Source organism: Ruegeria sp. SATB027, assembly GCF_059613825.1.
Map to the genome: position 1 here is coordinate 1 of NZ_JBXWTH010000004.1, position 23825 is coordinate 23825.

Genomic DNA, 23825 nt, shown 5'->3' on the forward strand with positions numbered 1-23825 from the left:
GGCCCGCACACAGGCCTGGCGCAGCAGGTAATCCACAAAAAAAACTCAATATCCCCGCAGATCACATATCTGCGGGGGTTTCCTTCTCCTTATGCACCCGCTCCGCAAAATCCATAAACGCACGTATGATCTTGACGTCACGACGCTGGGAAAGGGAAATCATGCTCTCGCCCATTTGCAGATTTACGCCCTTCAACTTGATTTGCCGCAATCGATCATCGTGCCCATATTCCGCCTGAGAAACAAAACCGATACCTGCACCCGAGGCAACAAGTTCGCGAACGGCTTCTCGGCCTTCAGCAACAATCGCCGGGTTTAACCTGATACCTTGTTTCTCGGCGGCTTCTTCCAGTTTCTCGCGTGTTTTTGACCCGTGCTCTCTGAAAATCAGGGGCAACTCGGCCAGCTCTTCCAGGGTCAGGGTGGGTTTGGATGCCAAAAGCACACCCCGGGCAGCAAAGGCCACAATTTCAGTGGACCCCAAATTCAATACGTCCATGTCCTTGCCAGGAGACAGGCTGCCAACAACACCGATTTCCGCATTGTAAGACCGAAGCTCTTCCAGGATTTCTTCGGTGTTGCCGGATCGCACAGTGATCGTGATTTTCGGGTATTTCTTTTGGAACGAACCCAGAAAAGACGTCATGTGATGCGCTGAATCGGCAATAATCCTTAATTCACCATCGATCGCGGCTTTGGTTTCAGAGAGGTAATCCTCAATCTGATCTTCGATCTCGAAATATTGTTTTGTGAATCTGTAAAGCTGTTCGCCTTCGGGCGTCAGGTTCACGCGTTTTCGTTCACGCTGGAACAGCAGCAGGTCGTGATCCTGTTCCAGTTTTCGGACCTGCTCGGAAATCGCTGGCTGGGTCAGATACAAAGCCTCTGCCGCACGGGAAAATCCCCCATGTTTGGCCACGTAATGAAAGGCTTTCAACTGGCTGTGTCGCATGGCGGTTCCCTGTAGATGCGTTCATAGGCTGCGCTTATGATTAGATTGATAATTGCAATTTCACATATAGCAGGCGTTGCTGCAATTGTGTTCCTGAAAACGCTGTTCTGGAGCCTGGTAATGACGCCATCCAAACCAAAATTAGAGCAACCGCGCCTTGGTGAACCCTACCTTTTGACGCCCGGTCCTTTGACAACGTCCTACGCGGTCAAAGAGGCAATGTTACGTGACTGGGGTAGCTGGGACGATGATTTCCGCGCCATGACGCGCGAGGTGCGGTCTAGCCTGCTGAACCTGCTTGGCGAGGGTGCCGACGCGTTCGATTGCGTACCGATGCAAGGCAGCGGATCGTTTTCTGTCGAGGCGATGCTGGCATCCTTTATTCCGCGAGACGGAAAGGCGTTGGTATTGGCAAATGGTGCCTACGGGCAGCGTTCAGCACAAACGTTGCAGTACCTGGGTCGTGATCATGTTGTGTTGGACAAAGGCGATTACCTGCCGCCGAGGGGTGATGAGGTTGCGCGCATTCTCGCGGATGACCCGGACATCACGCATGTCGTCGCCATTCACTGCGAAACCAGCTCGGGCATCCTGAACCCGGTCGAAGAGATTTCGGAGGTCACATATGCCGCCGGGCGCAAGCTCTTGATTGACTCGATGTCCGCCTTTGGAGCGATTGAGCTCAAACCCACTGATATCCGTTACGAGGCCATGGTGTCTTCGGCGAACAAATGCATCGAGGGCGTTCCGGGTTTCGGGTTCATCGTGGCGCGCAAGACCGAGCTGGAAGCCGCAAAAGGCAACAGTCATTCGCTGTCTCTGGATGTGTATGCGCAGTGGGCGCATATGAACAAAACGGGACAGTGGCGGTTTACCCCGCCGACGCATGTGGTTGCGGCCTTCATCGAGGCACTTCGGGCGCACACTGCCGAAGGCGGTGTTGCAGGTCGCGGCGCCCGCTATACCCGCAACCGGGACGTCATGGTCGCGGGCATGCGGGAACTGGGTTTCGAAACACTGCTGGATAATCGTTGGTTGAGCCCGATCATCGTTACCTTCTTCTGCCCGGCTGATGAGAATTTCGTTTTCGATCAGTTCTACAACCGGATGAAGAAAAAAGGGTTCATTATCTACCCGGGCAAACTGACTGTCGTCGACAGTTTCCGCGTCGGTTGCATCGGCCAGATGGACGAAGATGTCATGCGTAAAGTTGTGATCGCTGCAAAAGAATCTCTGGAAGAAATGGGCGTGACAAGCGCTGCGCCTCCTCTCCGGGCACTGGAAGAACGCGCCAAGTTGGCCGCATAAAAATCAAGGAAAACACAGATGACCATTCAAACCCCTGTCAAAGCAAATGAGCGCGTCTACCCGACGCCCAAAGTGCCCGCAATTGCCATCTGCCTTGATGGATGTGAACCTGAATACCTCGACGTGGCGATTGCGAAAGGGCTGATGCCCAACCTCAAACGGATGCGGGAGGAAGGTACAGACCGTCTGGCGCATTCTGTTATTCCGTCGTTCACCAACCCCAACAATCTTTCGATTGCCACCGGGCGTCCGCCGATCGTGCATGGAATCTGCGGCAACTACCTTATCGATCCCGACACCGGTGAAGAGGTTATGATGAACGATGTCCGCTTCCTGCGCGCGCCGACCATCTTTTCGCAGTTCTATGATGCAGGTTTCCGCGTGGCGATGGTAACCGCCAAGGACAAGCTTCGCGCGCTGCTTGGTGCCGGGCTGAAGTTTGACGAGGGCAGGGCGGTTGCATTCTCTTCTGAGCGTTCGGGCGAAACAACGCTTGAGGAACATGGCATCGACAACGCCAGCAAGTGGCTGGGCATGGATGTGCCCGAGGTATACTCGGCCGAGCTGTCGGAATTCGTTTTTGCTGCAGGCGTCAAGCTGCTGAAAGAGTTCAAGCCCGACGTCATGTATTTGTCGACTACCGACTATATCCAGCACAAGTTTGCACCCGATCAAAAGGGCGCACTTGATTTCTACGCCATGTTCGACCGCTATCTGGGCGAGTTGGACGCATTGGGGGCCGCCATCGTGGTGACGGCTGATCATGGCATGAAGCCTAAGCACCTGGCAGATGGATCCCCTTCGGTCGTTTATGTGCAAGACCTGATGGACGAATGGCTGGGCAAGGATGCGGCACGAGTCATCCTTCCGATCACTGACCCCTATGTCGTGCATCATGGTGCACTGGGTTCGTTCGCGACCGCATATCTGCCGGATGGCGCGGATCAGAGCGACATCATTGCCAAACTCAAGGCGACCGACGGGATCACCCATGTGCTGACCAAGGCTCAGGCCATTGAACGGTTCGAATTGCCCGGTGACCGGATTGGCGACATTGTAATGGTTTCTGGCGAAAACATCTGCATCGGAACGTCCGAGCATCGCCACGATCTGGCAGCGCTCAAAGAGCCCCTGCGCAGCCATGGTGGTTTGACGGAACAAGAAGTTCCCTTCATCGTGAACCGTGTCATCGACCTGCCAAACCAACCCGTGCTGCGCAACTTTGATGCCTTTTTCTACGCAACTACAGCGGCGGCACAGTAAGCCATGAAAGACCAGACCATGTCGAAAATCGAAGTTCGTAACGAAGGAATGCGGATCGGTGGCGAAATCGTCTTTACCGATGAAACCATTCCTGTTCTTTACCCGTACACCAACGAGGTCGTGGGCCATGTTCCCGCTGGCACCGCAGAACACGCACGCAGGGCTTTCGAAATCGCGGCGAATTACAAACCTAAACTGACCCGGTACGAGCGCAGCCAGATTTTGCAGCGCGCAGGCGAGCTGATCGGCGAGAAACGCGATTACCTTGCAAAATGGCTGACGTTGGAGCTGGGCATCTGCCACCAGCATGCGATCTACGAAACCAAACGCGCACAGGATGTTTATCAGTTTGCGGCGGCTGAGGCGCTAAAGGACGATGGCGAGATCTTTTCCTGCGATCTGACCCACAATGGCAAAGCCCGCAAGATTTTCACCACCCGAGAGCCGGTGAAAGCAATCAGTGCGATCACTCCGTTCAATCACCCTTTGAATATGGTCAGCCACAAAATCGCGCCATCGATTGCGACCAACAATTGCATGGTTTGCAAACCTACCGAACTGACGCCGCTGACTGCGCTGACATTGGCCGACATACTTTATGAAGCAGGCCTGCCGCACGAGATGTTCCAGGTGGTGACCGGCTGGCCGGCTGACATTGGCGATGAGATGATCACCAATGAACATATCGACATCATCACCTTCACCGGGGGTGTGCCGGTGGGCAAGTTGATCGCTGAGAAAGGCGTCTACAAGCGGCAGGCGCTGGAACTTGGGGGTAACGATCCTCTGATCGTTCTGAATGACCTCAGCGATGCGGATTTGGACAAAGCCGCAACAATCGCAGTGGCGGGGGCTACCGGAAACTCCGGTCAGCGGTGTACGGCTGTCAAGCGCATCCTCGTGCAGGAAAGTGTGGCCGACAAGTTTGTGCCGCTGGTTCTGGAGAAGGCCAAGAAGATCAAATTCGGCGATCCGCAAGACCCCGAAACCGAGCTGGGGTGCGTGATCCACGACAAAGCCGCGGAGATATTCGAGAACCGCGTTCTGCAGGCTGAGAAAGAGGGTGCAGAAATCCTGTATCACCCGGGCCGTCAGGGCGCATTGCTGCCGCCTATCGTCGTCGACAAGGTTCCCCATGACAGCGAGCTGGTGATGGAAGAAACTTTCGGTCCTATCGTGCCGATCGTGCGCGTGCCAGACAACGACGAAGAGGTGATGGCGATATCGAATTCGACCGAGTTCGGCCTGTCTTCGGGGGTATGCACCAATGACCTGAACAGGGCCATCGCCTTTATCAACGGGTTGAATGTCGGCACCTGCAACATCTGGGAACAGCCGGGTTACCGCATTGAAATGTCACCCTTTGGCGGCATCAAGGACAGCGGAAACGGGGTGAAAGAGGGCGTTATCGAGGCGATGAAGTTCTTCACCAACGTCAAAACCTATTCGCTGCCCTGGCCCAACTAAACCTTGTGTCCTTTCCCCACAGACGGGAAGGACGCTTCAAATCCTCCCTGATACTGGCGGGCCTTTTGGGGCCCGCATCTTTTGATGACAGAAATGAGGAGCGGACATGCCACAGATTGTCCACACGGAAGGGGAATCAAACACATCCGAAGCGCGCAAGGCATGGTTGCGAAAGTCCATGGGGCCGAAGTCGGCACCTCTGCTCAAACGCGATGCGGATGTGTTCCTGCATCAATCTCTGTCATCACCCTGCGTCAGCACTATTGCAAAGGCCGAGGGGATCTGGATCGAGGATATGGAGGGTCGCCGGTACATGGATTTCCATGGCAACTCGGTGCACCACATAGGCTATGGGCACCCGCGTCTGATAGCCGCCATCAAAGCGCAACTTGATGATCTTCCTTTTGCACCCCGCCGCTTTACCAATGACCCGGCAGTGGATTTGGCAGAAAAACTGGCAGATATCGTGCCTGGCGATCTGGGGAAGATGCTCTTTACCACTGGCGGCTCTGACGCCAACGAGGTTGCCCTCAAAATCGCGCGTGCCGCGACCGGTCGGTTCAAAACAATCAGCTTCTGGGATGCCTTCCACGGTGCGGGCTTCGGCGCCGCAAGCGTCGGTGGCGAGGCGACGTTCCGCAGTCATATCGCGGGTCCCCTCTTGTCGGGCACTGAACATGTCGCGCCCTTCGCCTGCTACCGTTGCCCATACAATCACGCGGGACCGGAAACCTGCGGGTTGGCCTGCGCGAAAATGGTCGAATATGTTCTGGAGCGTGAAGGAGATGTGGCCGCAGTCATAGCCGAACCGATGCGCGCGGTGCCCTATGTACCACCGCCGGGGTTTTGGAAATCCGTGCGCGAGGCGTGCAATCGTCACGGCGCGCTTTTGATCATGGATGAGATCCCGACCGGCCTTGGCAAAACCGGCAGGATGTTCGCCTTTGAACATGACGAGATCATTCCCGACATTGTGACGCTTGGAAAAGCGCTTGGCGGTGGTATCCTGCCCATTGCCGCTTGTGTTGCCCGCAAACAATTGGATGTCTGCGGGGATTTTGCCATTGGTCATTACACACACGAAAAGAACCCGGTCACCGCGCGGGCCGCTTTGACAACACTTCAGATCATCGAAGATGAGGGGTTGGTTCATCGGTCGGCCACGCTGGGGGAGCACGCAATTGGTCGTCTGATGGACGAACTTCAGAACGTACCCACCGTCGGAGACATCCGGGGAAGGGGTTTGATGTTCGGGGTCGAAATCGTTGATGATCGCGTTGAAAAGATACCGGGCAATGCGCGTGCCGAACGGATTTACTACGCCTGTCTGGAGGCCGGTTTGAGCTATAAGATCAGTCAGGGATGCGTTCTGACACTGTCGCCGCCGCTGACCATCTCGCAATCGGATCTGGACCACGCAATCGACATTGTGATCGCTGCGATCAAGGCCGAGAGTTGACACGTCGGATCAGTCAAAACTCGGCAGTAAGTAAAAAGAGGCTAGCCGAGACAGCGACGAAGACCCCAAAGTGCGATGTAAGACAACGAGTCCGATGGCGCACGGCGTACAATAGAATTTGGATTTGGCCGATGGCGTTGTAATATCCAACTGCACTCAGGCTTCAAACGCTGACGAAAGTAACGGGAAAGACAAAATCTTCAATTCGGCCTCTGGTACAAATGAGACTGAACAAACTGACGGGATTACAGGAACTAAATATCAACAGAGCGGAGTCTTTCATGGTATCGAATGTCATTCAGAAACTGAAAGACCTGTTGTTGCTGTGCTTTACAGATCGCAGCCCGTCGTCTTTGCAAAAAACTGAGAAACAAGATGCCGTTCAGCAGGCGACTACTTTTTCCTGCCATAGGGTATTCAATCTCCCTTTGCCGCGAGATCTTTGAATACAGATTTCACCAACTTGCCCCTGCCTTCACCCATTCAGCTTCTTTGACAGAACTGGGAGCGCAGAAGCTCAGTTGGCGATCCAACGGTTCGCTAAGTTCTGTGACCTGCCGCCACGACGCTTGTCGGGAACGCGAATTGAAAATGTAGCATCTGCCTCTGCAGGGGCAGATGCCTTCGAGCTGTACGGGTGTTCAGCGCAAACCCGCCACCGAGTTACCAAGGTGGCGGGTCAGGTTATCGTTGCGACATTTCTTTCGGATCAGAGCTTAATGCGGAAGGCTGCGAAACCGTCAGCGCCTTCCCCGGCGTCCTCGATTGCCACACCTTTGACGTCGCCCATATAGTCGCGGGCTTTTGGACCCGTCTCGAACAACACCGTGGTGTCCTCCAACGGTGAAAACGACCAGTTGGCATCCGCTTTGGGATCGATTGTGCCCTGTTCGACAATGTAGCGAACAATGACGTCGCGGTTGGTGTCCGGTGCTTCGAACACGATCGTGTCGCCCATTGCGCCCGGGAACGCGCCACCACCGGATGCACGGTAATTGTTGGTGGCAATGATGAACTCCATGTCATCCGTAACAGGCGCGCCATTGAAGGCAAGGTTCACGATCCGTGCTGCGTCGGGGTTCACCTCTTCGCCCTTTGGTCCAAAGCGCGACGGTTGCGACAGGTCGATCTGATAGGTCACACCGTCCATCACGTCGAAATTGTACGACGGGAACTCGGGGTTCAGAAGGATCGCATCCTTGGACCCAGCTTCGACCTGATTGAACATACCGGCCGAGCGTTCCAGCCAGCCACGCACCTGCGCCCCGCTCACGCGAACAGCGCGGACCGTGTTTGGATAGAGGTACAGATCTGCCACGTTCTTGATGGCAACGTCCCCGACCGGGACATCGGTGTAATACTCTGGACCCCCTCGGCCACCAGCCTTGAACGGTGCTGCCGCAGACAGGATTGGCAGCCCTTCATGCTCGGTGCCTTTCAGCATGTCTTCGACATACCATTTCTGCGCGATCGAGACGATCTGCACGGACGGATCATCCGCGACCAACGCGAAATAGCTGTGCAGCGGGGCCGAGGTCTTGCCGACCGCGCGCCGAACATAGGCCAGCGTTTCGTCATGAGCTTTCGCAACCGATTCCAGAACCTTCTGATCATCTTCGACCAGAGCGGTGATCGATCGATCTTCGTTACGTTTGGATATCGGGCGCGCCTCGGAGGTTGTGGTAACGACGCGCCACTCATTGCCGTCCCGTTCCAAAAGCAGGTCCAGCAGGCCAAGATGCGACCCCCAGAAACCGCCCATGACGGCAGGTTTGCCCATCAGCGTGCCTTTTTCCACGTCGATCCCGGGGCGGTCAGCAAATGTCGGTGACGGGAAAACCAGGTGATTGTGGCCGGTGACCAGCGCGTCGATCCCGTCGACCCCTGCCAGAACCACCGATGCGTTTTCCATGCCGTCCTCATGATCGGCCCCCCCGATCCCCGAATGCGACAGGGCGATGATCAGGTCACATCCCTGTTCCTTCATCTCGGGTACATAGGCCTGAGCCGTCTCGACGATATCGCGGGCCTGAACATTGCCCTCCAGATGCCTGCGGTCCCAGTTCACGATTTGTGGCGGGGTAAAGCCGATGACACCGATCCTGATCGGATGTTTGGTGCCGTCGCCCATCTCGATTTCACGGTCGAGAATGGCATAGGCCTGAACAAGGGTCTTATCGTCACGCGGGTTCGCACCTTTTTCCTTGGCGACGTTGGCCAGAACAACAGGGAACTCGGCACCGGCCAAAGCCTTGTTCAGGAAATCCAGACCGTAGTTGAACTCGTGATTGCCCAGCGTCGCGGCATCATACCCGACCGTATTGAAGGCCGTGATGATGGGATGGCTGTCGCCGTCCTTCATGCCGCGCTCGTAAGCGATGTAGTCGCCCATCGGATTGCCTTGCAGAAAATCGCCGTTGTCCACCAAGATCGAGTTTGTCGCCTCAGATCGGATTTCGTTGATGATCGACGCTGTGCGGGACAGGCCCACCGTGTCGCGGGGTTTGTCCGCATAATAATCATAAGGGAACACATGGACATGGATGTCGGTGGTTTCCATGATGCGCAGATGCGCCTGATTATTGGCCGCCGCCACCGAAAACGGGTGCAGGGTAATTGCCGCCGCACCAGCGGTTGTCGTGGCAAGGAAGCGGCGTCGTGAAATTGAAGAACGGCTTGAGAAAGACATGGGTCACCTTTCAGGTTTGTGGTCAACGCGTCTTTTTGCCTGAAATTCGCAACATCCATATGAAACAGGTTGCCAGCGCTTTAGACGCGTCATGTGTAGGCGCAATGCCAAGTACAATAGCCCAACTTCCTGTACTTGATAAGACATGGCAGAAGGGGAACCCGTGCCCTGCGATTGCCAAGACAATGCCTCACAATCAGTGCTTTGCGACATATCCAACCCGCATCATGTTGGCAGCCATCCACTGACCGCCAACCGTGTGGATGGGACAGCCCGGTTATCGACGTCCCGCCCCCAGGACAATAAGCTCTTTCGGGAAACTGGTCAGTGATTGGCACCCGTCTTCTGTGACCAAGACGTCATCTTCAATACGGACACCGAAATTGCCCAGGTCATACAGACCCGGTTCGTTGGTCCAGACCATGCCTGCGCGCATTACCTGGTTGTTTCCGCGCATGATATATGGAGCCTCGTGCACATCCCGACCCAATCCGTGGCCTGTCTTGGTGCGGATGCGATTGGCGAAAGGGGACGCTTCAAGAACGCCGATGACTGCATCATCGATATCATGGGCCGTCACACCGGGGCGACACACGTTCAGACCCATCTGATTTGCTCGCAATACAGTTTCGTAGACGGCCTTGCCCTCATCTGAGACTTCGCCAACGAAAAAGGTTCGCGTGATATCCGCGACAAATCCATCCTTGCGCGCGCCAAAGTCAAAGAGCAGCGCATCGCCGGTTTGAATCCGATAATCCATACGCGCTTTCCCATGTGGTCGGGCCGAGTTGTCGGCAGCGACCACAATCGGTGTAAAGGCCAGTGAATCGGCACCTTCGGCAAACATTGCCTGGATCAAATCCTGTTCGATCTGTTTCTCGGTCTGACCTGCGTGTACCGTTCCGATAACCCGCTCAAGCGCACGTTCCGAGATGGTGATCGCAGCTTGCATGGAGGCCACATCCTTGCTGGACTTGATCAGTCGCAGGTTCGAGATTTGGTGTTCCGCATCAGTTATTTGTAACCCAGGCATAGCTTCGGTCAGCGCGTCAGAGACAAAAACACGCATGACCTGTCCTTCAACTGCAAGGGACGCGATGCTCAGGTGGTTCGCCAAAGCGGAGAAAGCCCCTTTGTAACCCGCCTCATCCCGCCAATCGAATACCGCTCCTTCGAACCTTAATTGATCCCACGAGCCAAGTTCCAGATTTGGAACAATGGCAGCGGGTTCTCCTGATGCGGGGATCACAACCACGATGGGGCGTTCGTTGGTCATGAAAGACTTGCCCATGGCTCGGTCGAAATTCGGACCCGGCACCAATGCCACGGCATCGACAGAGATTTCACGGGCCAACCGGCGATATTCTGATAAATCTGGCATCCTTACCAACCTTTATTGTGACCAAAACCACCCGCTTCGGCGATCTCGGCAGATCTTATTATTCTTACGCCACACGCGAACCGTCATTGGTTTGGTGTTCTGACAGTTGGAAACGTTGCCATTCGTTTCGCCGCACAGCAGTATGCAGCCCGGCCAATAGTTCGTTTCGTGTTTCAGATTGCAGTCGTCACTTTTGTCAGCCACCCCTTTGCAGGCTCACTCAATCGCGGTGAAAGCATCTGTCTGATTTGACGATGATATTGATTTAACCAGTGCCGTTCGGCCTGAGTCAGGTTTTCTACAATCAGCATGTCAGTCTGAATTGGCACAAAAGTCATATTGCGGAAGGCGAGGAAACCGTTGTCTTCTGTGACGACCTCAAAGACATTTTCTATGCGGATGCCGAAGCTGGCGGCCTTGTAAAACCCCGGTTCAATCGACATGACCATGCCCGGTTCCAGATCAATCGGGTTATAGGGTTTTCCTATTCTCTGCGGGTGTTCGTGCACTGACAGTCGATGGCCGATGCCGTGACCGGTCCCATGGTCATAGTCCAGCCCGAGATCCCACAACGGGCGACGACAGATCCCGTCGATATGGTGCCCTTGGGTACCAGGTGGGAACCGTAAGGTGGCCAAGGCATAGAAGGCCTTGAAGACTGCCGTGTATGCCTCATCATACCCTTCCGGTCGTGATCCAAAAGCGTAGCACCGGGTGGTGTCGGTTGTGCCAGTCTCGTATTGTCCGCCGCTGTCCATAAGATAGGTTTGATCCGGTCGGATAGGATCATTCCGATCCGCGGTTGCGCTATAGTGGCACATCGCCGCGTTCACGCCTGCTGCTGAGATCGCGTGAAAACTGTCATCAAGGAAACCTTGTTGTGCGCAGCGCAGCGCCCTCAGTTTTTGCTCTGCTTCACGCTCTATCAGGGGGTCACCACTTTCGGCGCGAACGGGAACAGTGTCTGCAAGCCAGGCCCCAAATTCTGCCCACGCAATTCCGTCGATGAAATGGCAGGTTCGAAGACCCTCCAGTTCAATCGTGTTTTTCAATGCCTTAGTCAGGGTAATCACACTGCGTTCAGAACCAAGCTTCGCTCCGGCTTCTTCAATGGTTTGCCTTACCGCGACAGGTGAGAAATCCGGATCAGCCAAAACAAACTGACCTGGCTGAAAGCTGGCCTTGAGCGTGGGTAAAAACTCAGCCTGAGGAACTATCTGAAGATTAGAAGGCAGTGCCCCCTCTACGAAATCATCCAGCTTTTTCGGATCGACAAACCAAACCAGCGCCCCATCGCGATGTGCGAGAAGAAACGAATTAACTACCGGATTATAGTTAACATCCGCCCCACGGATGTTCAGTAACCAGGCGATATTGTCAGGTTGTGTTTCGACGACAAAGTCGGCCTGTCGCTCAACCAGATAGTTTGCCAGACTAGTGCATTTTTCAGCACAGTTTTTCCCGGCAATTTGCGACGGTAAAACTGTCACACGACCGCAGGGTGGTGCTGGTTGATCTGTCCAAACCGCGTCGACTGGATTGACTTGTTGCGGCACCATCGTTGCGCCCCCTTCCTTGCAAGCTGCGTCAAACCGGTCAAACCACGACGGGGGTATGTGCATCGGGTCAAATCCGAGCCGCCAACCAATACGCATTTCTTTTCTCAGCCACTTTTCGGGCGTCTCGCCATGAAGGTGGTGATGAGAGAACAACGCGCCTTTGCACTCTTGCGCAGCCTGCAAGCTGTATCGACCATCGACAAAAAGAGCGACGATCTCGGGTGTTACAAAAGCAAGTCCGGCAGATCCGGTGAACCCGGTCAGATACGCCAGACGTTCGTCATGCGGTGCGACGTATTCACCTTGATGAGCATCAAATCGCGGTAATACAAAGGCATCCAGGTCCTGCACAATCAGTTGGTCACGGAACAGCGAAATTCTCTCGCTCGGACATAAGTGAAACCTATCCAGCATTTGCTTTGATCTCTTCCGCGTGGTGGCAGGCGACTTCTCCAAAACCCCCAAATTGTCTGAGTGCGGGAACGTCGCGCTGACACAGGCTTGTGGCAAAGCGACAGCGCACGTGGAACGGGCATCCGGGCGGTACGTTCATAGGTGATGGCAATTCACCTTCCAGTCGAATGACGTTCCCCTTGTCATCCGGATCAAGCGAAGGCGCGGCGCTGAGCAGAGCTTGGGAGTAAGGATGTGAGGGATCGGAGAACAAGGTTTCACTGTCGCCGATCTCCACAATCCGGCCCAGATAAATCACAGCCACCCGGTTCGACACGTGACGTACAAGTCGCAAGTCGTGTGCGACGAACAGAATTGTGAGGTTCAGTTTGTCCTGCAATTCAAGCAGAAGATTGACCACTTGTGCCTGTACTGAAACGTCCAGCGCGGAAACCAGTTCGTCGGCAATCAAAACTTCCGGCTCGACTGCCAGTGCGCGAGCGATCGCAATTCGTTGCCTCTGGCCCCCCGAAAACTCGTGCGGTAATTTGTTTGCGGCGTCCTGTGGCAGGCGTACCAGATCCAACAGTTCCATAACGCGCGAGGGGATTTCACTCTCGGGGCGCATCTTGTGAACACTAAGAGCCTCGGACAGAATCTGACCAGTCGTCATGCGGGGGTTCAGGGACGAATAAGGATCCTGAAACATCATTTGAACGCGACGATTATAATCGCGCTCGTTACGATATTTTGGGTCAAAGATATCATTTCCAGTGAAACGGATACTGCCGGTCTGAGGCTGGTGGAGCCTAACTATGCAACGTGCAAGTGTGGACTTACCGCAGCCGGACTCACCGACAACTCCCAGCGTTTCTCCTCGCTTGAGCTCGAGGCTAACACCGTTCAGCGCGTTGACAACCCGCCCGGGTCGCTGGCTGATCAGGTCAAGAACCGACCGTGACAAATGAAATTGAAGACCCACATCATTTATCTCCATGACCGTATCTGTCATGCGACGTCTCCCTGAGCTGCGGGCACATGATTGAAGCACGCCACATGACGGCCTTCGGATATCGCCGACAAAGGCGGACGCGCGTTCAGGCACGCGTCGATGGTGCTCTGACACCTTGGGGCAAAGGCGCATCCGACCGGCAACTTCTCAAGACTCGGAGGCGTGCCCGGCACCGAATAGAGTGGTGTACGCGGCGGCACATTCTGAGGGACAGACCGCATCAGCCCTACGGTATAAGGGTGGCGTGGTGCGTTCAAAACCTGACGCACAGCCCCCTGTTCAACCACCCGCCCGGCATACATGACCGCCAAGGATTCACAGGTCTGAGCGACCACACCTAAATCATGCGTGACAAGAACCACGCCCATTTGAAGCTCATCGGCCAAGGACAAGATCAGATCAAGAATCTGTGCCTGAATTGTTACGTCCAATGCGGTGGTTGGTTCATCGGCAAGCAACAGTTTCGGATTTGCTGCCAGAGCAATCGCGATCATAACGCGCTGCCGCATACCACCAGAAAACTGATGTGGGTATTCGTCCAAACGTGACGCAGCAGATGGAATCCCTACATGATCCAGCATCTCAACCGCCCGATCACGGCGCGCTGCGCGACTGAGGTCGGTATGCGCTTTCAACGTCTCGGTCAGCTGCATGCCAACCGTCAACAACGGGTTAAGCGATGTCATCGGCTCTTGAAAGATCATCGCAATTTCGCCACCGCGAATGCGCCTCAGTTTTCGTTCGGAAAGCGGAACAAGGTTTTGCCCCTGCCAATTCACAACTCCTGTGACTTCACCATAGCGCCGCGACAGTCCCAGAACCGAACGCAAAGTGACACTCTTGCCAGAACCGCTTTCACCGACCAATCCCAGCACTTCGCCACGTCGAACGGAAAAACTTACGTCTCGCACAGCTGGCAGAGGGGTCCCTTCCCTCCAGAAGGTTGTACTCAGGTTTTTGACTTCGAGGATAGGTTGCTGATTGCCTGTCATTGTCAACTCCTTACCCACGTGGCCTGAGCAGGTCTGCTAACCCATCGCCAATAAGGGAAAGTCCAAGACCTGTGATAACGATCGCGATCCCGGGCATCAGGCTCAACCACCAGGCCGTTGTGATAAAATTGCGTCCTTCCGCGATCAGGACACCCCATTCCGCCTGCGGTGGCTGTGCGCCAAGACCCAGATAACCCAGCGACGAACCCAGCAGAATTGCCAGTGCCATATCCGTCATCCAGTAAACGATAACCGGCGTGATCGCGTTCGGCAGAAGGTGGCGAAAGATAATGCGCCTGTCAGAGTATCCCATGACGATGCCAGCAGCAGCATAGTCGTTTCCCATCTGCGCGATGACCTCGGCCCGCATTAACCGGGCATAGTAGACCCAACCAACAACCGTTATCGCAATGTACATATTGACCAAACCAGGCCCAAGCACGGCGACGACCGCGATAACAAGAACCAGAATTGGGAACGTGATGATCGCGTCTACGACACGCCCGAAGATCATATCGGCAATTCCGCGGTAGTAGCCGACAAGCGCGCCAACCACGACGCCAATGATCAGGGCAAAGACTGTGGCAAGGACTGCCATCTGCATGTTTACCGAATAGGCTGAAATAACGCGGCTCAGACTGTCGCGCCCCAGCAGGTCGGTGCCGAAGGGATGGGCCCAGCTTGGTGGCTGGCGAACCGCGGTGTAATCAATGAAATTGGGATCATAGGGGGCGAAAGCATTTGGCATGATCGCAAGCAAAGTCGACATTCCAATGATGCAAAGGCCTATTATGAAACCCGGTTTTCGCAGCGCCGCTGGCATGCGCGTCCTTGGCGGCTCACCCGCCCCAACAGGAGAAGTGGCAGTGTTGGTCATGTCAATCGCATCCTCGGGTCCAACGAGCTTTGAAACAGGTCCGTAAGCAGGAATACGACCGAGACCAGAACCGCAAAGGTCAGCGTCAATCCCTGGATAAGCGGGTAGTCGCGCGCGAAAATCGCCTCAAGCATCAAACGTCCGACACCAGGCACGGCAAAAACTGTTTCGGTAACCAGTGTTCCGCTCATGAGGTTGCCGATGGACAGACCCAAAAGTGTAACGGTCGAAATCAGCGCGTTACGCAGCGCATGGCGTCCCAAAATCAGCCTGTCAGGCAAACCCTTGGCTCGGGCAAACTGAACGTATTCAGCATCCAGAACCTCGATGATGGCAGCACGCAGATTTCGCATGATGATCGCCGACGTATATAACGCCACCGCTACGGCAGGCAGGAACAGGTGATAAAGCCTGTCGCCAAAGGTGTCGCCGTAGCCGCCGACTGGAAACCACCTGAGCTGTGCGGCAAGAAAGGTCAGCAGAATCAGACCGATGTAAAACACAGGCATCGACAGCCCCACCTGGAAAACCGTGCGGATCACTGCGTCAGGCCACCGTCCGCGGTTCAGAGCTGCAACAAACGCCAGTGGTCCTGCAATCAACAAAGACATGAGGACAGCATAGATCGTCAGAAAAGCCGTGGTCGGAAGACGGTTGATGATGACTTCAGTTACCGGTGCGCGCATCAGGATTGACCGGCCCAAATCGCCTTGCAGCGTATTTGTCAGAAACAGCCAGAACTGTACCAAAAGCGGCTCGTTCAGTCCCAACCGTTCGCGGATAGCAGCAAGATCCGCATCCGATGCCCGATCTCCTGCGATGGCGATGGCCGGGTCCCCCGGCAGGAGACGAACCAGAACAAAGATAATGATCATCACGAGGATGAATGTGGGGATCATCAACAGCAAGCGTTTGAACGTGTATTGAAGGGTTGCCATCAAGGCCTCCGTCAAAAGAACCGCCGGCAGGTACTGCCGGCGGCATATAAGCGATCAGCGGCTGACGGTCGCCTGATCGAAGACGTTGTTTCCCAGTGGTGTCTGAACGTATCCGTCCACGCTGGTCGAAACGGCCACCGCAAAAGGCGTCTCATACATGAAAAGCAAGGGAGCAGCATCTGCATATATTTCCTGCATTTCAGCATACTGGGCCGCTCTTTTTTCGGCGTCGATTTCGGTTGCCGAAGCTTCAAACAGAGCGTTGAACTCCGCGTTTTCCCAACCAGTACCGACCGCATTGGCCGTAGGTGTATGACCCAACCAGCCCACGACCTGGCTGGGGTCGTTTACGTCGTTCACCCAGCCATAGGTGTGGATGTCAAACTCACCCGAGCGGTTTTTGGCGCCACGAGTCGGTCCATCCACCTGTTCGACTGACAGGTTTATCCCCAACGGAGCCCACATTTGCTGAAGAGCCGCAAATATTGTGCTGTCATCCGCAGAGCCAGCCAAAGTCGTAAAGGTGATTTCGGTTCCTGGCGCTACGCCGGCCTCGGCGATCAGAGCTTTCGCCTTGTCAAGGTCGTAGGCATACAACGGATCAAGATTTGCGGAAAGCTGGGTCGCCGCCGCCATCAAAGGCGACGTCATTGGCTTGCCGGCGCCTTGCAGCACAAGCCCGATCAGTGCCTCTTTGTTGGTGGCATAGTTGAGTGCCTGCCGAACCCGAACGTCTGACAACGGGTTAGGCGATCCGTCAGCACGGGTTTCACGCGTGTTGATCGGCGAATATATGATCCGTGTGGACGGATAGAGGTTCATGTTGATCGCTTGGTCTGCTTCAAGCTCCGGCACACGTGAAAAGGGAATGAACTCGGCGGCATCCACCTCACCGGCCTGAAGCTTCAGAATCCGAGTTGCGTCATCGGGTATGATCTCGAAATGCACACCGTCCAGGTAGGGCAGCGCTTTGCCGTCGGACCCTATGCGCCAGTAATTCTTGTTGGCACAGAACTCCATGGAAGTTCCCTGCTCAAATCCACACAGATAGAAAGGGCCGGACCCGACACCGGGGCCTTTGGCTGCAAAGATTGCGGCGGACTTTTCCTGGTCAGTGGAACCTTCGGCCGCCTCAAAGACGGCTTTGGAGACAATGCCGGTTGTGAAAGTGGCAAGCATAGAGAGGATTGTCGGGTCAGCCGCTTTCAGGCTGATCGAGATGACGTTTCCTTCCGCGCTTACATTGTCGATGGATCCGAGAAGCCCAGCCCATGGGCTCAGATCAGGATTGCGGGCGCGATCCAGCGAAAAGACAACGTCTTCTCCGGTCAAAGGTGTTCCATCCGAAAACGAGACGTCGCTGCGCAAGGTAAGCGATACAGACTGTCCATCGTCGGAGATACTGTATTCTTCGGCCAGTCCTGGGATGACAGAGTTCCCATCTTCACTGGGGCGCAAAAGCGTGTCGAAAAGGCTGCCAACCATCCAGATGTCAGGGTTTCGATCGGCATAAATAGGGTCAATCAGGTTTGATCCGTCATATCTGGCGAAATTCAGAATACCACCACGCTCTTGTGCAAACAAAGGTAGGGCCATTGCAGCGGCCACGACGGCAGTCGCTGCCATCAAATTACGTTTCATTGATGAGTTCCTCCCAAAGCGATTCTCCATCGCGTGAAAGTGGTATATATTAATTTCATTACTGCTAAACCTTTTTTTAGTAATACGTAAATTGCATATTGCGCCCACAGGAGCATTGATTGAGAATTTTAGGGCACGCCACGACGTTCGGGGCAGCACTTTCAAGTGCGGCCCCGCGATAGAATTTGGAGAACTTTCGGTGAGCTGTTCAGCCGGTGCGATTACTTGGACGTATTTTTGATCGGCGTCGTGTCCACCCACAATTCAACCGCTTCGGTATCTCCTAGAACGATCGAATAATGCGGCTTGGACGCGTCGTGATGTATCGTGTCACCGCTCGACATGATGTGGACTTCGTCACCCAGATGATATTCCAACTGACCCGAAATCAGATAACAAAAGGTCTCGCCTTCGTGACACATCTTCTCGGACATGTGACCCGCGGGGCGATGTACAATACAAGGATACAAAAGCGCGCCCGAAAACCCCGGACCCAACTTCTCATAGAACCGCCCGTTGACTCCCAAAGCATAGGTTTGACGTCGATCTTTGCGAACGTATTCGGTGTACTCCTCGGGAACGCTGACTAGCTGTTCAATGCTGGTCTTCAAAGATGCAGCAATTGCCATAAGCGAAGACAGGGACGGGGCACTGATGCCGCGTTCAACCTGCGATATGAACCCTGTCGTCAAATCAGCTTCATCCGCAACTTCGACAAGTGTTTTGCCAAGCGCTTTCCGGCGGCGTCGAATTGCTTTCCCCAGTTGAGACGGGTGATTTTTCTGATCCATCATTTCTTCTCTAGTGGTAGAGCTCGACAGCTCTCAGAGGCCTTGTTTCAGCAAATCCTGTACCAGTGTCCGAAGGGGACAGCGATTCGCTTACCTAGGCGAACTTCATAACCGGTACGGTTATCATTGGCTAAGTTTCTACTAAAAGCGTTTTTGACCCTGAAAAGCAAATTTGGTTCGGACCTTCGTGTCGCTACAAGTTTCTGAATGAGAGGCGTTGTCTTGGCGAACACGTGTGAGGAAGGTAACCAAATCAGCCTGCCGCTATGACAGACTCAGATCTGACAAGGGACCTTGTTGCGGTCGACTTTCTTCACCGCGTGCACAGAAGGAAATCAGTGATTTTGACGCCTTCATTCAAGAATGGATGTAGAAACGCCCGCGTACCTGTCGCGTTGATATACGTTTCGCCCAAGCGCCAGGAATTCTGCACTTAGCGTTCCTTCAAATGTGCCCCGTGCGAAGACCAACGGTGAATAATCGCAACCCGTGTGTTGAGGTCGCCAAATCAACTCTCGGACCGCATTCAGCTATGATATCTGTTCGATCACGACAGGAAACTGTGCCTCAGGTAGAACAGCACAGCATTTTAACCGCCGTTTTGGGGACGTCGCTGCCCCTCAAAGAGCCTATCGTGAAACCTGTTCGAATCCCATTTGTCCGAACCATTTTTCATTTCCACATGCCAGTCATTCATCAAGAGATTGCAACTTATCCATCTGCATTATTCGTTCGCAACTGCCTGAACATGGGCTCCGAAAGCAGGATTGAACATCAGTGCCTTGCACCTGTCGAAGCGACCCGTAGCATAGGCCCAGAAATCTTCGGCCGGGTTATCATCGGCATGTTGGATCAAGCCCCAGAGTGTCCACAGAAGATCGCACATCGCCTTGTAGATCACCATTCGCCCGAATTGAGCCGCTGTTGGTGCCGCGCCAAAATAGGACGTCAGCATCTCGATTTCCTGCTTCTCGGTCAGCCCGGCTTCGACTGATAAATCGCCGAGGTCCCAAAGGGCATCATTCATCCCGGAATATTCGAAATCCACGATCCACATACGGTCACCGTTGTCGAGAAAGTTCTCGCAAAGCGGATCGCAATGGCTGGGAACCAGCGCGCCCGGCTTGTCCTGCAGCAGCTGTTTGATCGGTGCCGCTTCGGCGACAATTTCAGTATAGCCTTCGGGCAGGGAAATATCCTTTGTTGCCAGGACTTTCAGATATTCATCGATCATCGAAAAAAGTTCGAACCGGAACTCGAAAGGGCGGGGTGACTCGTGTAGTTGCCGCAGGGCATGCCCGGCACGCGCGGCCGCTCCGGTGCGCGTTGCGAAAAGCTCGGGTGTCATGGTGACGATATCGTCAACGCAGTCACTGATCATCACACCGGTATCTGCATCCGCCCAAAGCACAGCGGGACCGATACCAGCTTCGGCTGCGACCTTGGCATTGTGAATCTCAACGCCACGATCGATATAATCCGCGGTGCCGTCTCCGGGGATGCGAACGATCATGGTGTGTCCGCAGGTTTCCACTCTGTAGACCAGGTTGGTCAACCCACCCAGCCGCTTGATTTCGCTGTTTTGTGCTGAGGTGTCTTCAAAGCCTTTCAGGTTGCGAAGTTCACTCAGGACACGGTCAGTGTTTCCGTCAGTCATTTTCTGCCCTCCCCCTCAGGCTTTTAGCCGTTCATTGGCCGGGTCGAACAGAGGCCCGTCCACCCGGCAGATTTGTTTGCGGTCACCGAACAGTTCGAGTTCGAATTCCGTCTGGTCCGTCATCGCCACCGGAAGATAGCCGTAGATGACCGTTTTCCCGACATGGTACCCATAACCACCGCTGCTGGCGCGCGAAACGGTTACGCCATTGTGCAGGATGGTTTCCCCCCCGGTCATCGGCAGTTTTTCTTCGGTCACGAAGGTACAGAGTATCTGTGCCGTGCCATTGGATTTCTGGTCCTCCAGCACATCGCGCCCTATGAAACTTTCCTTCGATTTCAGGTGGACGCGAGAGCCCAGGCCCGCTTCTACAGGTGTATAGTCCGGAGTGATGTCGGTGCTCCAATAAAGATACCCCTTTTCCAGGCGCAGCGAGTCAATGGCCCGGTAGCCGATATCGCGGATGCCATGGGCCTGCCCGACCTTCCAAAGCTGATCATAGACATGAAGTGCAAATTCGGTTGGGATGTGCAGTTCCCAGCCCAACTCGCCGGTATAGCCTATGCGCACCGCACGCACTCTTGCTGCTCCGACTGTAATGTCGCGCGCTGTTGCAAAGGGAAACGCAGCGTTTGAGATATCCTCTTCGGTTACCGCCTGCAGGACGTCGCGCGCTTTTGGTCCGCAGATGTTGATCACGGCCCGGGAAGAGGTAAACTCGATTAAATGTGCTGATCCGTCTTCCGGTAGATGACGTCGGATCCAGTCGGAATCGTGCACCCCGAATCCGGCACCGGTCACGATATAGAAATGGTCGCGCCCCAGGCGGGTGATGGTGACATCCGCCTCGACGCCGCCTTTGTCGTTACAAAGTTGGGTATAGATTACGCTGCCATCCGGCTTGTCCATGTTTGAGACCGCCAGGTGTTGCAACACATCCAACGCGCCAGAGCCGATCAGCTCGAACTTGGAAAAGCTCGACTGGTCGATCAGAACGACACTTTCGCGGGCAGCGCGGTGTTCTTCGGCCGCGAAGACATGCCAACCGGGATTGAGGAAATCGAGCTGATCCACTGGGGCGACCCCAGCTGGGGCAAACCACAAAGGCCGTTCCCACCCGTTCTTCGATCCATAAACCGCCCCGTGTTCTTTCAATCGGTTATATAGTGGAGACAAGCGCAAATTACGTGCGGTCTCGGCCTCCTGGCCCGGATAGCGCATCTTGTAGTGATGTGCGTAATGTTCGACGGCTCGGGGATACATAAAGGCCTTGGTCGCATGATGTGGGCTGAACCGCCGCACGTCCAATGGCCAAAGATCCAGGCTTGGGCGCCCGTTCAGAATCCATTCGGCGATCATTTCCCCCGCGCCCCCGCCAGCCGCAATGCCGTAGAGGAACCCGGTCGAAAGCATCAGGTTCTTGATCTCAGGGGCCCAGCCCATGACAAAATCACCATCGGCGGAATAGGGGATCGGTCCATTGATGATTTGCCGGATTCCGACCTGGTTCACGACAGGGGTGACGACACCGGCAAGTTCAGCCAGCGGCGCGAAACGGTCAAGATTGTCAGGCAGCAACTGGCGCACAAACTCTCCGGGAATACCCCGTTCTCCAAATGGCAATGTGTCGTCTTCGTAACCTCCGATGACCAGACGCCCGCCAGCATCGGGCTTGTAATAGACCAGACGCTCGGGGTCGCGCAGTGTGGGCAGGCCCTTGACCAATTCCGGCTCTGGCAATGGTTCTGTTACGACATATTGGTGCTCGACAGCGCAGGCTGGCACCACGACGCCCAGTTTTGCCGCCAGTTCACGGCTCCACATGCCCGAGGCCAGCACAACGGTTTCCGCCTCATAGTCGCCGTTGGTTGTTATCACTTTGGTTATGCGACCATTGCGGATTTCGAAATCCTCAACCTTCACCCCCTGCCTGATCTGTGCGCCGTGGTTACGCGCACCGGCTGCAATCGCCAGACACAGGCCAGCGGGGTCGACATGACCGTCCGAGGGAATAAAGGCGGCCCCCTCTAACCCGTCGGCATCGATATAGGGAAACAGGGCTTTCGCTTCGGCTGGTGAGATGATTTCCATCTCCAGGTCAAAACTGCGTGCCATCGTTGCCAAGCGTTTTGCCTCCAGCAACCGTTCCTTGGTTGCCGCCAGCCGCAAGCTGCCGACTTTCTTCCAGTCGAATTCCATACCGGTCTCGTCGGCCAGCCGGTCGTAGAGCGCGACTGACCGTTTCAGCATCCGGGTTGTATTGCGGGAAGATCGCAATTGCCCAACCAGCCCGGCGGCATGCCACGTTGCCCCCTCTGTCAGAGATGCCTTTTCCAGAAGGACGACATCCGTCTCACCTGCCTGGGCCAGATGATAAGCGATTGAGCATCCGATGATGCCGCCGCCAATAATAAGGTGTTTTGCAGAATGGGTTGTCATGGCCTCGCCCCTGTCGACAAATTGGGTGCCAGATCACCGTATCGGCCAATATAAATCAACAAAAATTAAACAAGAGTGTTGAAATCTGTTGATTTAAGGGTGTAGCTACAATTTATCCTGTTAAAGTCCAACATCCGAGTGACTGAATGTCAAAATACGAAAAGGACATCCTGAGCGCGGTTAACATGCATGGCCGAATCTCGGTCACGGACCTGGCGCAGAGGCTTAACGTTTCCGATCAGACAATTCGTCGAATTGTAAAGCCGTTGGTGGATGCGGGGCAAATCGACAAGGTTCACGGCGCGTTGATCAGCACCCAAAAGGTTCTGGATCCCCCTTTCATAGCGCGTATGACAACCAACCGCGCAGCGAAAGTCGCCATTGCCAAGTCAATATTGAACCTTGTGCCAGATAACGCGTCCATTGCTATCGATACGGGATCTACGTCAGGTTTTGTGGCCCAAGCCCTCAAGGCGCGCAGAGATCTTACCGTGGTGACGAATTCAGCGTTCATCGCAACAACTTTGGCCATGGGGAACGGCAACCGGGTCTTTATGGCAGGCACACAGCTTCGAAATCATGACGGGGCAGCGTTCGACCGCGCGGCCTTTGACGTTATTGCAAATATGTCGGTGGAGTACTCAATCCTGTCGGCGTCACGTGTGGATCCGAAACAGGGTTTTTTGGTGTTCGAACAATGCGAAGTCGATATTGCGGTCGCAATGAAGGCGATCAGCGAACGATGTTTCATGGCAGTGGACTCGACCAAGTTCCAGGCATCCGAACCCAAACCGGCCTTGCGTCTTCCGGCTCTTTCGGCAAGTGACTTCCTGATAACCGAGCGGAAGCCTGCGCCAAAATTTGAAGGCGTCATAGGTCGGGCAAAGACAGTAATCGCCGCAGATCAGTTTCAAGCTTTTGATGAGTGATTGGCCCTTGGGAGCGGACGTTTTTTCCTACTGTTTACCAAAAAGCTGTGTGGAGTGACGGGATTGCGTCGCTTGCAT

Annotated in this window: 17 protein-coding genes; 5 read left to right on the forward strand and 12 right to left on the reverse strand. The window is 54.8% G+C overall.

The features are described 5' to 3' along the window. Window positions 1-61 precede the first annotated feature (61 nt). On the reverse strand, window positions 62-952 hold the full coding sequence (locus AC2FPW_RS00085; RefSeq protein ID WP_480484611.1) for a LysR substrate-binding domain-containing protein: 891 nt from the start codon (window positions 950-952) through the stop codon (window positions 62-64). A 120-nt stretch (window positions 953-1072) separates the two neighbouring features. Between AC2FPW_RS00085 and AC2FPW_RS00090 the strand changes: the two genes are divergently transcribed. From AC2FPW_RS00090 to pbfA, 4 genes are all read left to right on the forward strand, one after another. Then, on the forward strand, window positions 1073-2260 hold the full coding sequence (locus AC2FPW_RS00090) for a 2-aminoethylphosphonate--pyruvate transaminase (RefSeq protein ID WP_496812163.1): 1188 nt from the start codon (window positions 1073-1075) through the stop codon (window positions 2258-2260). Window positions 2261-2278: 18 nt separating this feature from the next. Then, window positions 2279-3523: a phosphonoacetate hydrolase gene (gene phnA, locus AC2FPW_RS00095; protein WP_496812164.1), complete on the forward strand. Its 1245-nt coding sequence runs from the start codon at window positions 2279-2281 to the stop codon at window positions 3521-3523. 3 nt (window positions 3524-3526) lie between these two features. Continuing rightward, window positions 3527-4990 carry a phosphonoacetaldehyde dehydrogenase gene (phnY, locus tag AC2FPW_RS00100; protein WP_480477695.1) on the forward strand — a complete coding sequence of 488 codons (1464 nt, stop codon included), beginning with the start codon at window positions 3527-3529 and terminating at the stop codon, window positions 4988-4990. A 106-nt stretch (window positions 4991-5096) separates the two neighbouring features. Then, window positions 5097-6449, forward strand: coding sequence for a (R)-1-hydroxy-2-aminoethylphosphonate ammonia-lyase (gene pbfA / locus AC2FPW_RS00105; RefSeq protein ID WP_496812165.1), 1353 nt, complete (start codon window positions 5097-5099; stop codon window positions 6447-6449). Between the two features lie 709 nt (window positions 6450-7158). Here pbfA and AC2FPW_RS00110 read toward each other — a convergent pair. From AC2FPW_RS00110 to AC2FPW_RS00160, 11 genes are all read right to left on the reverse strand, one after another. After that, window positions 7159-9138: a bifunctional 2',3'-cyclic-nucleotide 2'-phosphodiesterase/3'-nucleotidase gene (locus tag AC2FPW_RS00110; protein WP_496812166.1), complete on the reverse strand. Its 1980-nt coding sequence runs from the start codon at window positions 9136-9138 to the stop codon at window positions 7159-7161. A 277-nt stretch (window positions 9139-9415) separates the two neighbouring features. Then, window positions 9416-10519: a M24 family metallopeptidase gene (locus AC2FPW_RS00115; RefSeq protein ID WP_496812167.1), complete on the reverse strand. Its 1104-nt coding sequence runs from the start codon at window positions 10517-10519 to the stop codon at window positions 9416-9418. A 173-nt stretch (window positions 10520-10692) separates the two neighbouring features. Then, a complete protein-coding gene (locus tag AC2FPW_RS00120) occupies window positions 10693-12543 on the reverse strand; it encodes an aminopeptidase P family protein (RefSeq protein ID WP_496812168.1) in 1851 nt (616 codons plus the stop codon). Then, on the reverse strand, window positions 12482-13483 hold the full coding sequence (locus AC2FPW_RS00125; RefSeq protein ID WP_496812169.1) for an ABC transporter ATP-binding protein: 1002 nt from the start codon (window positions 13481-13483) through the stop codon (window positions 12482-12484). Before AC2FPW_RS00125 ends, AC2FPW_RS00120 begins: the two co-directional genes overlap by 62 nt. Then, window positions 13480-14475 carry an ABC transporter ATP-binding protein gene (locus AC2FPW_RS00130; RefSeq protein ID WP_496812170.1) on the reverse strand — a complete coding sequence of 332 codons (996 nt, stop codon included), beginning with the start codon at window positions 14473-14475 and terminating at the stop codon, window positions 13480-13482. The genes AC2FPW_RS00125 and AC2FPW_RS00130 overlap by 4 nt, the downstream gene beginning before the upstream one ends. Window positions 14476-14485: 10 nt before the next feature. Beyond that, on the reverse strand, window positions 14486-15244 hold the full coding sequence (locus tag AC2FPW_RS00135) for an ABC transporter permease (RefSeq protein WP_496812171.1): 759 nt from the start codon (window positions 15242-15244) through the stop codon (window positions 14486-14488). 104 nt (window positions 15245-15348) lie between these two features. Then, window positions 15349-16290, reverse strand: a complete 942-nt coding sequence (locus tag AC2FPW_RS00140; protein WP_496812172.1) for an ABC transporter permease — start codon at window positions 16288-16290, stop codon at window positions 15349-15351. Between the two features lie 54 nt (window positions 16291-16344). Next, window positions 16345-17931: an ABC transporter substrate-binding protein gene (locus tag AC2FPW_RS00145; protein WP_496812173.1), complete on the reverse strand. Its 1587-nt coding sequence runs from the start codon at window positions 17929-17931 to the stop codon at window positions 16345-16347. 221 nt (window positions 17932-18152) lie between these two features. Beyond that, window positions 18153-18722, reverse strand: a complete 570-nt coding sequence (locus tag AC2FPW_RS00150; RefSeq protein WP_480477671.1) for a helix-turn-helix domain-containing protein — start codon at window positions 18720-18722, stop codon at window positions 18153-18155. 724 nt (window positions 18723-19446) lie between these two features. Then, complete coding sequence (locus AC2FPW_RS00155; RefSeq protein ID WP_496812174.1) at window positions 19447-20379, reverse strand: phosphotransferase; 933 nt, start codon at window positions 20377-20379, stop codon at window positions 19447-19449. A 15-nt stretch (window positions 20380-20394) separates the two neighbouring features. Beyond that, complete coding sequence (locus AC2FPW_RS00160) at window positions 20395-22818, reverse strand: GcvT family protein (RefSeq protein WP_496812175.1); 2424 nt, start codon at window positions 22816-22818, stop codon at window positions 20395-20397. A 146-nt stretch (window positions 22819-22964) separates the two neighbouring features. Here AC2FPW_RS00160 and AC2FPW_RS00165 point away from each other — a divergent pair, with 146 nt between their 5' ends. Beyond that, a complete protein-coding gene (locus AC2FPW_RS00165; RefSeq protein WP_496812176.1) occupies window positions 22965-23747 on the forward strand; it encodes a DeoR/GlpR family DNA-binding transcription regulator in 783 nt (260 codons plus the stop codon). Window positions 23748-23825: the final 78 nt, after the last annotated feature.

What these genes read in the sequence shown, in the direction of transcription:
- AC2FPW_RS00155 (WP_496812174.1), bottom strand. Translation starts at nt 20,379, where the DNA reads ATGACTGACGGAAACACTGACCGTGTCCTGAGTGAACTTCGCAACCTG.
- AC2FPW_RS00110 (WP_496812166.1), bottom strand. Translation starts at nt 9,138, where the DNA reads ATGTCTTTCTCAAGCCGTTCTTCAATTTCACGACGCCGCTTCCTTGCC.
- AC2FPW_RS00135 (WP_496812171.1), bottom strand. Translation starts at nt 15,244, where the DNA reads ATGTCGACTTTGCTTGCGATCATGCCAAATGCTTTCGCCCCCTATGAT.
- AC2FPW_RS00130 (WP_496812170.1), bottom strand. Translation starts at nt 14,475, where the DNA reads ATGACAGGCAATCAGCAACCTATCCTCGAAGTCAAAAACCTGAGTACA.
- AC2FPW_RS00150 (WP_480477671.1), bottom strand. Translation starts at nt 18,722, where the DNA reads ATGGATCAGAAAAATCACCCGTCTCAACTGGGGAAAGCAATTCGACGC.
- AC2FPW_RS00125 (WP_496812169.1), bottom strand. Translation starts at nt 13,483, where the DNA reads ATGACAGATACGGTCATGGAGATAAATGATGTGGGTCTTCAATTTCAT.
- AC2FPW_RS00145 (WP_496812173.1), bottom strand. Translation starts at nt 17,931, where the DNA reads ATGAAACGTAATTTGATGGCAGCGACTGCCGTCGTGGCCGCTGCAATG.
- phnY (WP_480477695.1), top strand. Translation starts at nt 3,527, where the DNA reads ATGAAAGACCAGACCATGTCGAAAATCGAAGTTCGTAACGAAGGAATG.
- AC2FPW_RS00160 (WP_496812175.1), bottom strand. Translation starts at nt 22,818, where the DNA reads ATGACAACCCATTCTGCAAAACACCTTATTATTGGCGGCGGCATCATC.
- AC2FPW_RS00090 (WP_496812163.1), top strand. Translation starts at nt 1,073, where the DNA reads ATGACGCCATCCAAACCAAAATTAGAGCAACCGCGCCTTGGTGAACCC.
- AC2FPW_RS00115 (WP_496812167.1), bottom strand. Translation starts at nt 10,519, where the DNA reads ATGCCAGATTTATCAGAATATCGCCGGTTGGCCCGTGAAATCTCTGTC.
- phnA (WP_496812164.1), top strand. Translation starts at nt 2,279, where the DNA reads ATGACCATTCAAACCCCTGTCAAAGCAAATGAGCGCGTCTACCCGACG.
- AC2FPW_RS00140 (WP_496812172.1), bottom strand. Translation starts at nt 16,290, where the DNA reads ATGGCAACCCTTCAATACACGTTCAAACGCTTGCTGTTGATGATCCCC.
- AC2FPW_RS00085 (WP_480484611.1), bottom strand. Translation starts at nt 952, where the DNA reads ATGCGACACAGCCAGTTGAAAGCCTTTCATTACGTGGCCAAACATGGG.
- AC2FPW_RS00165 (WP_496812176.1), top strand. Translation starts at nt 22,965, where the DNA reads ATGTCAAAATACGAAAAGGACATCCTGAGCGCGGTTAACATGCATGGC.
- pbfA (WP_496812165.1), top strand. Translation starts at nt 5,097, where the DNA reads ATGCCACAGATTGTCCACACGGAAGGGGAATCAAACACATCCGAAGCG.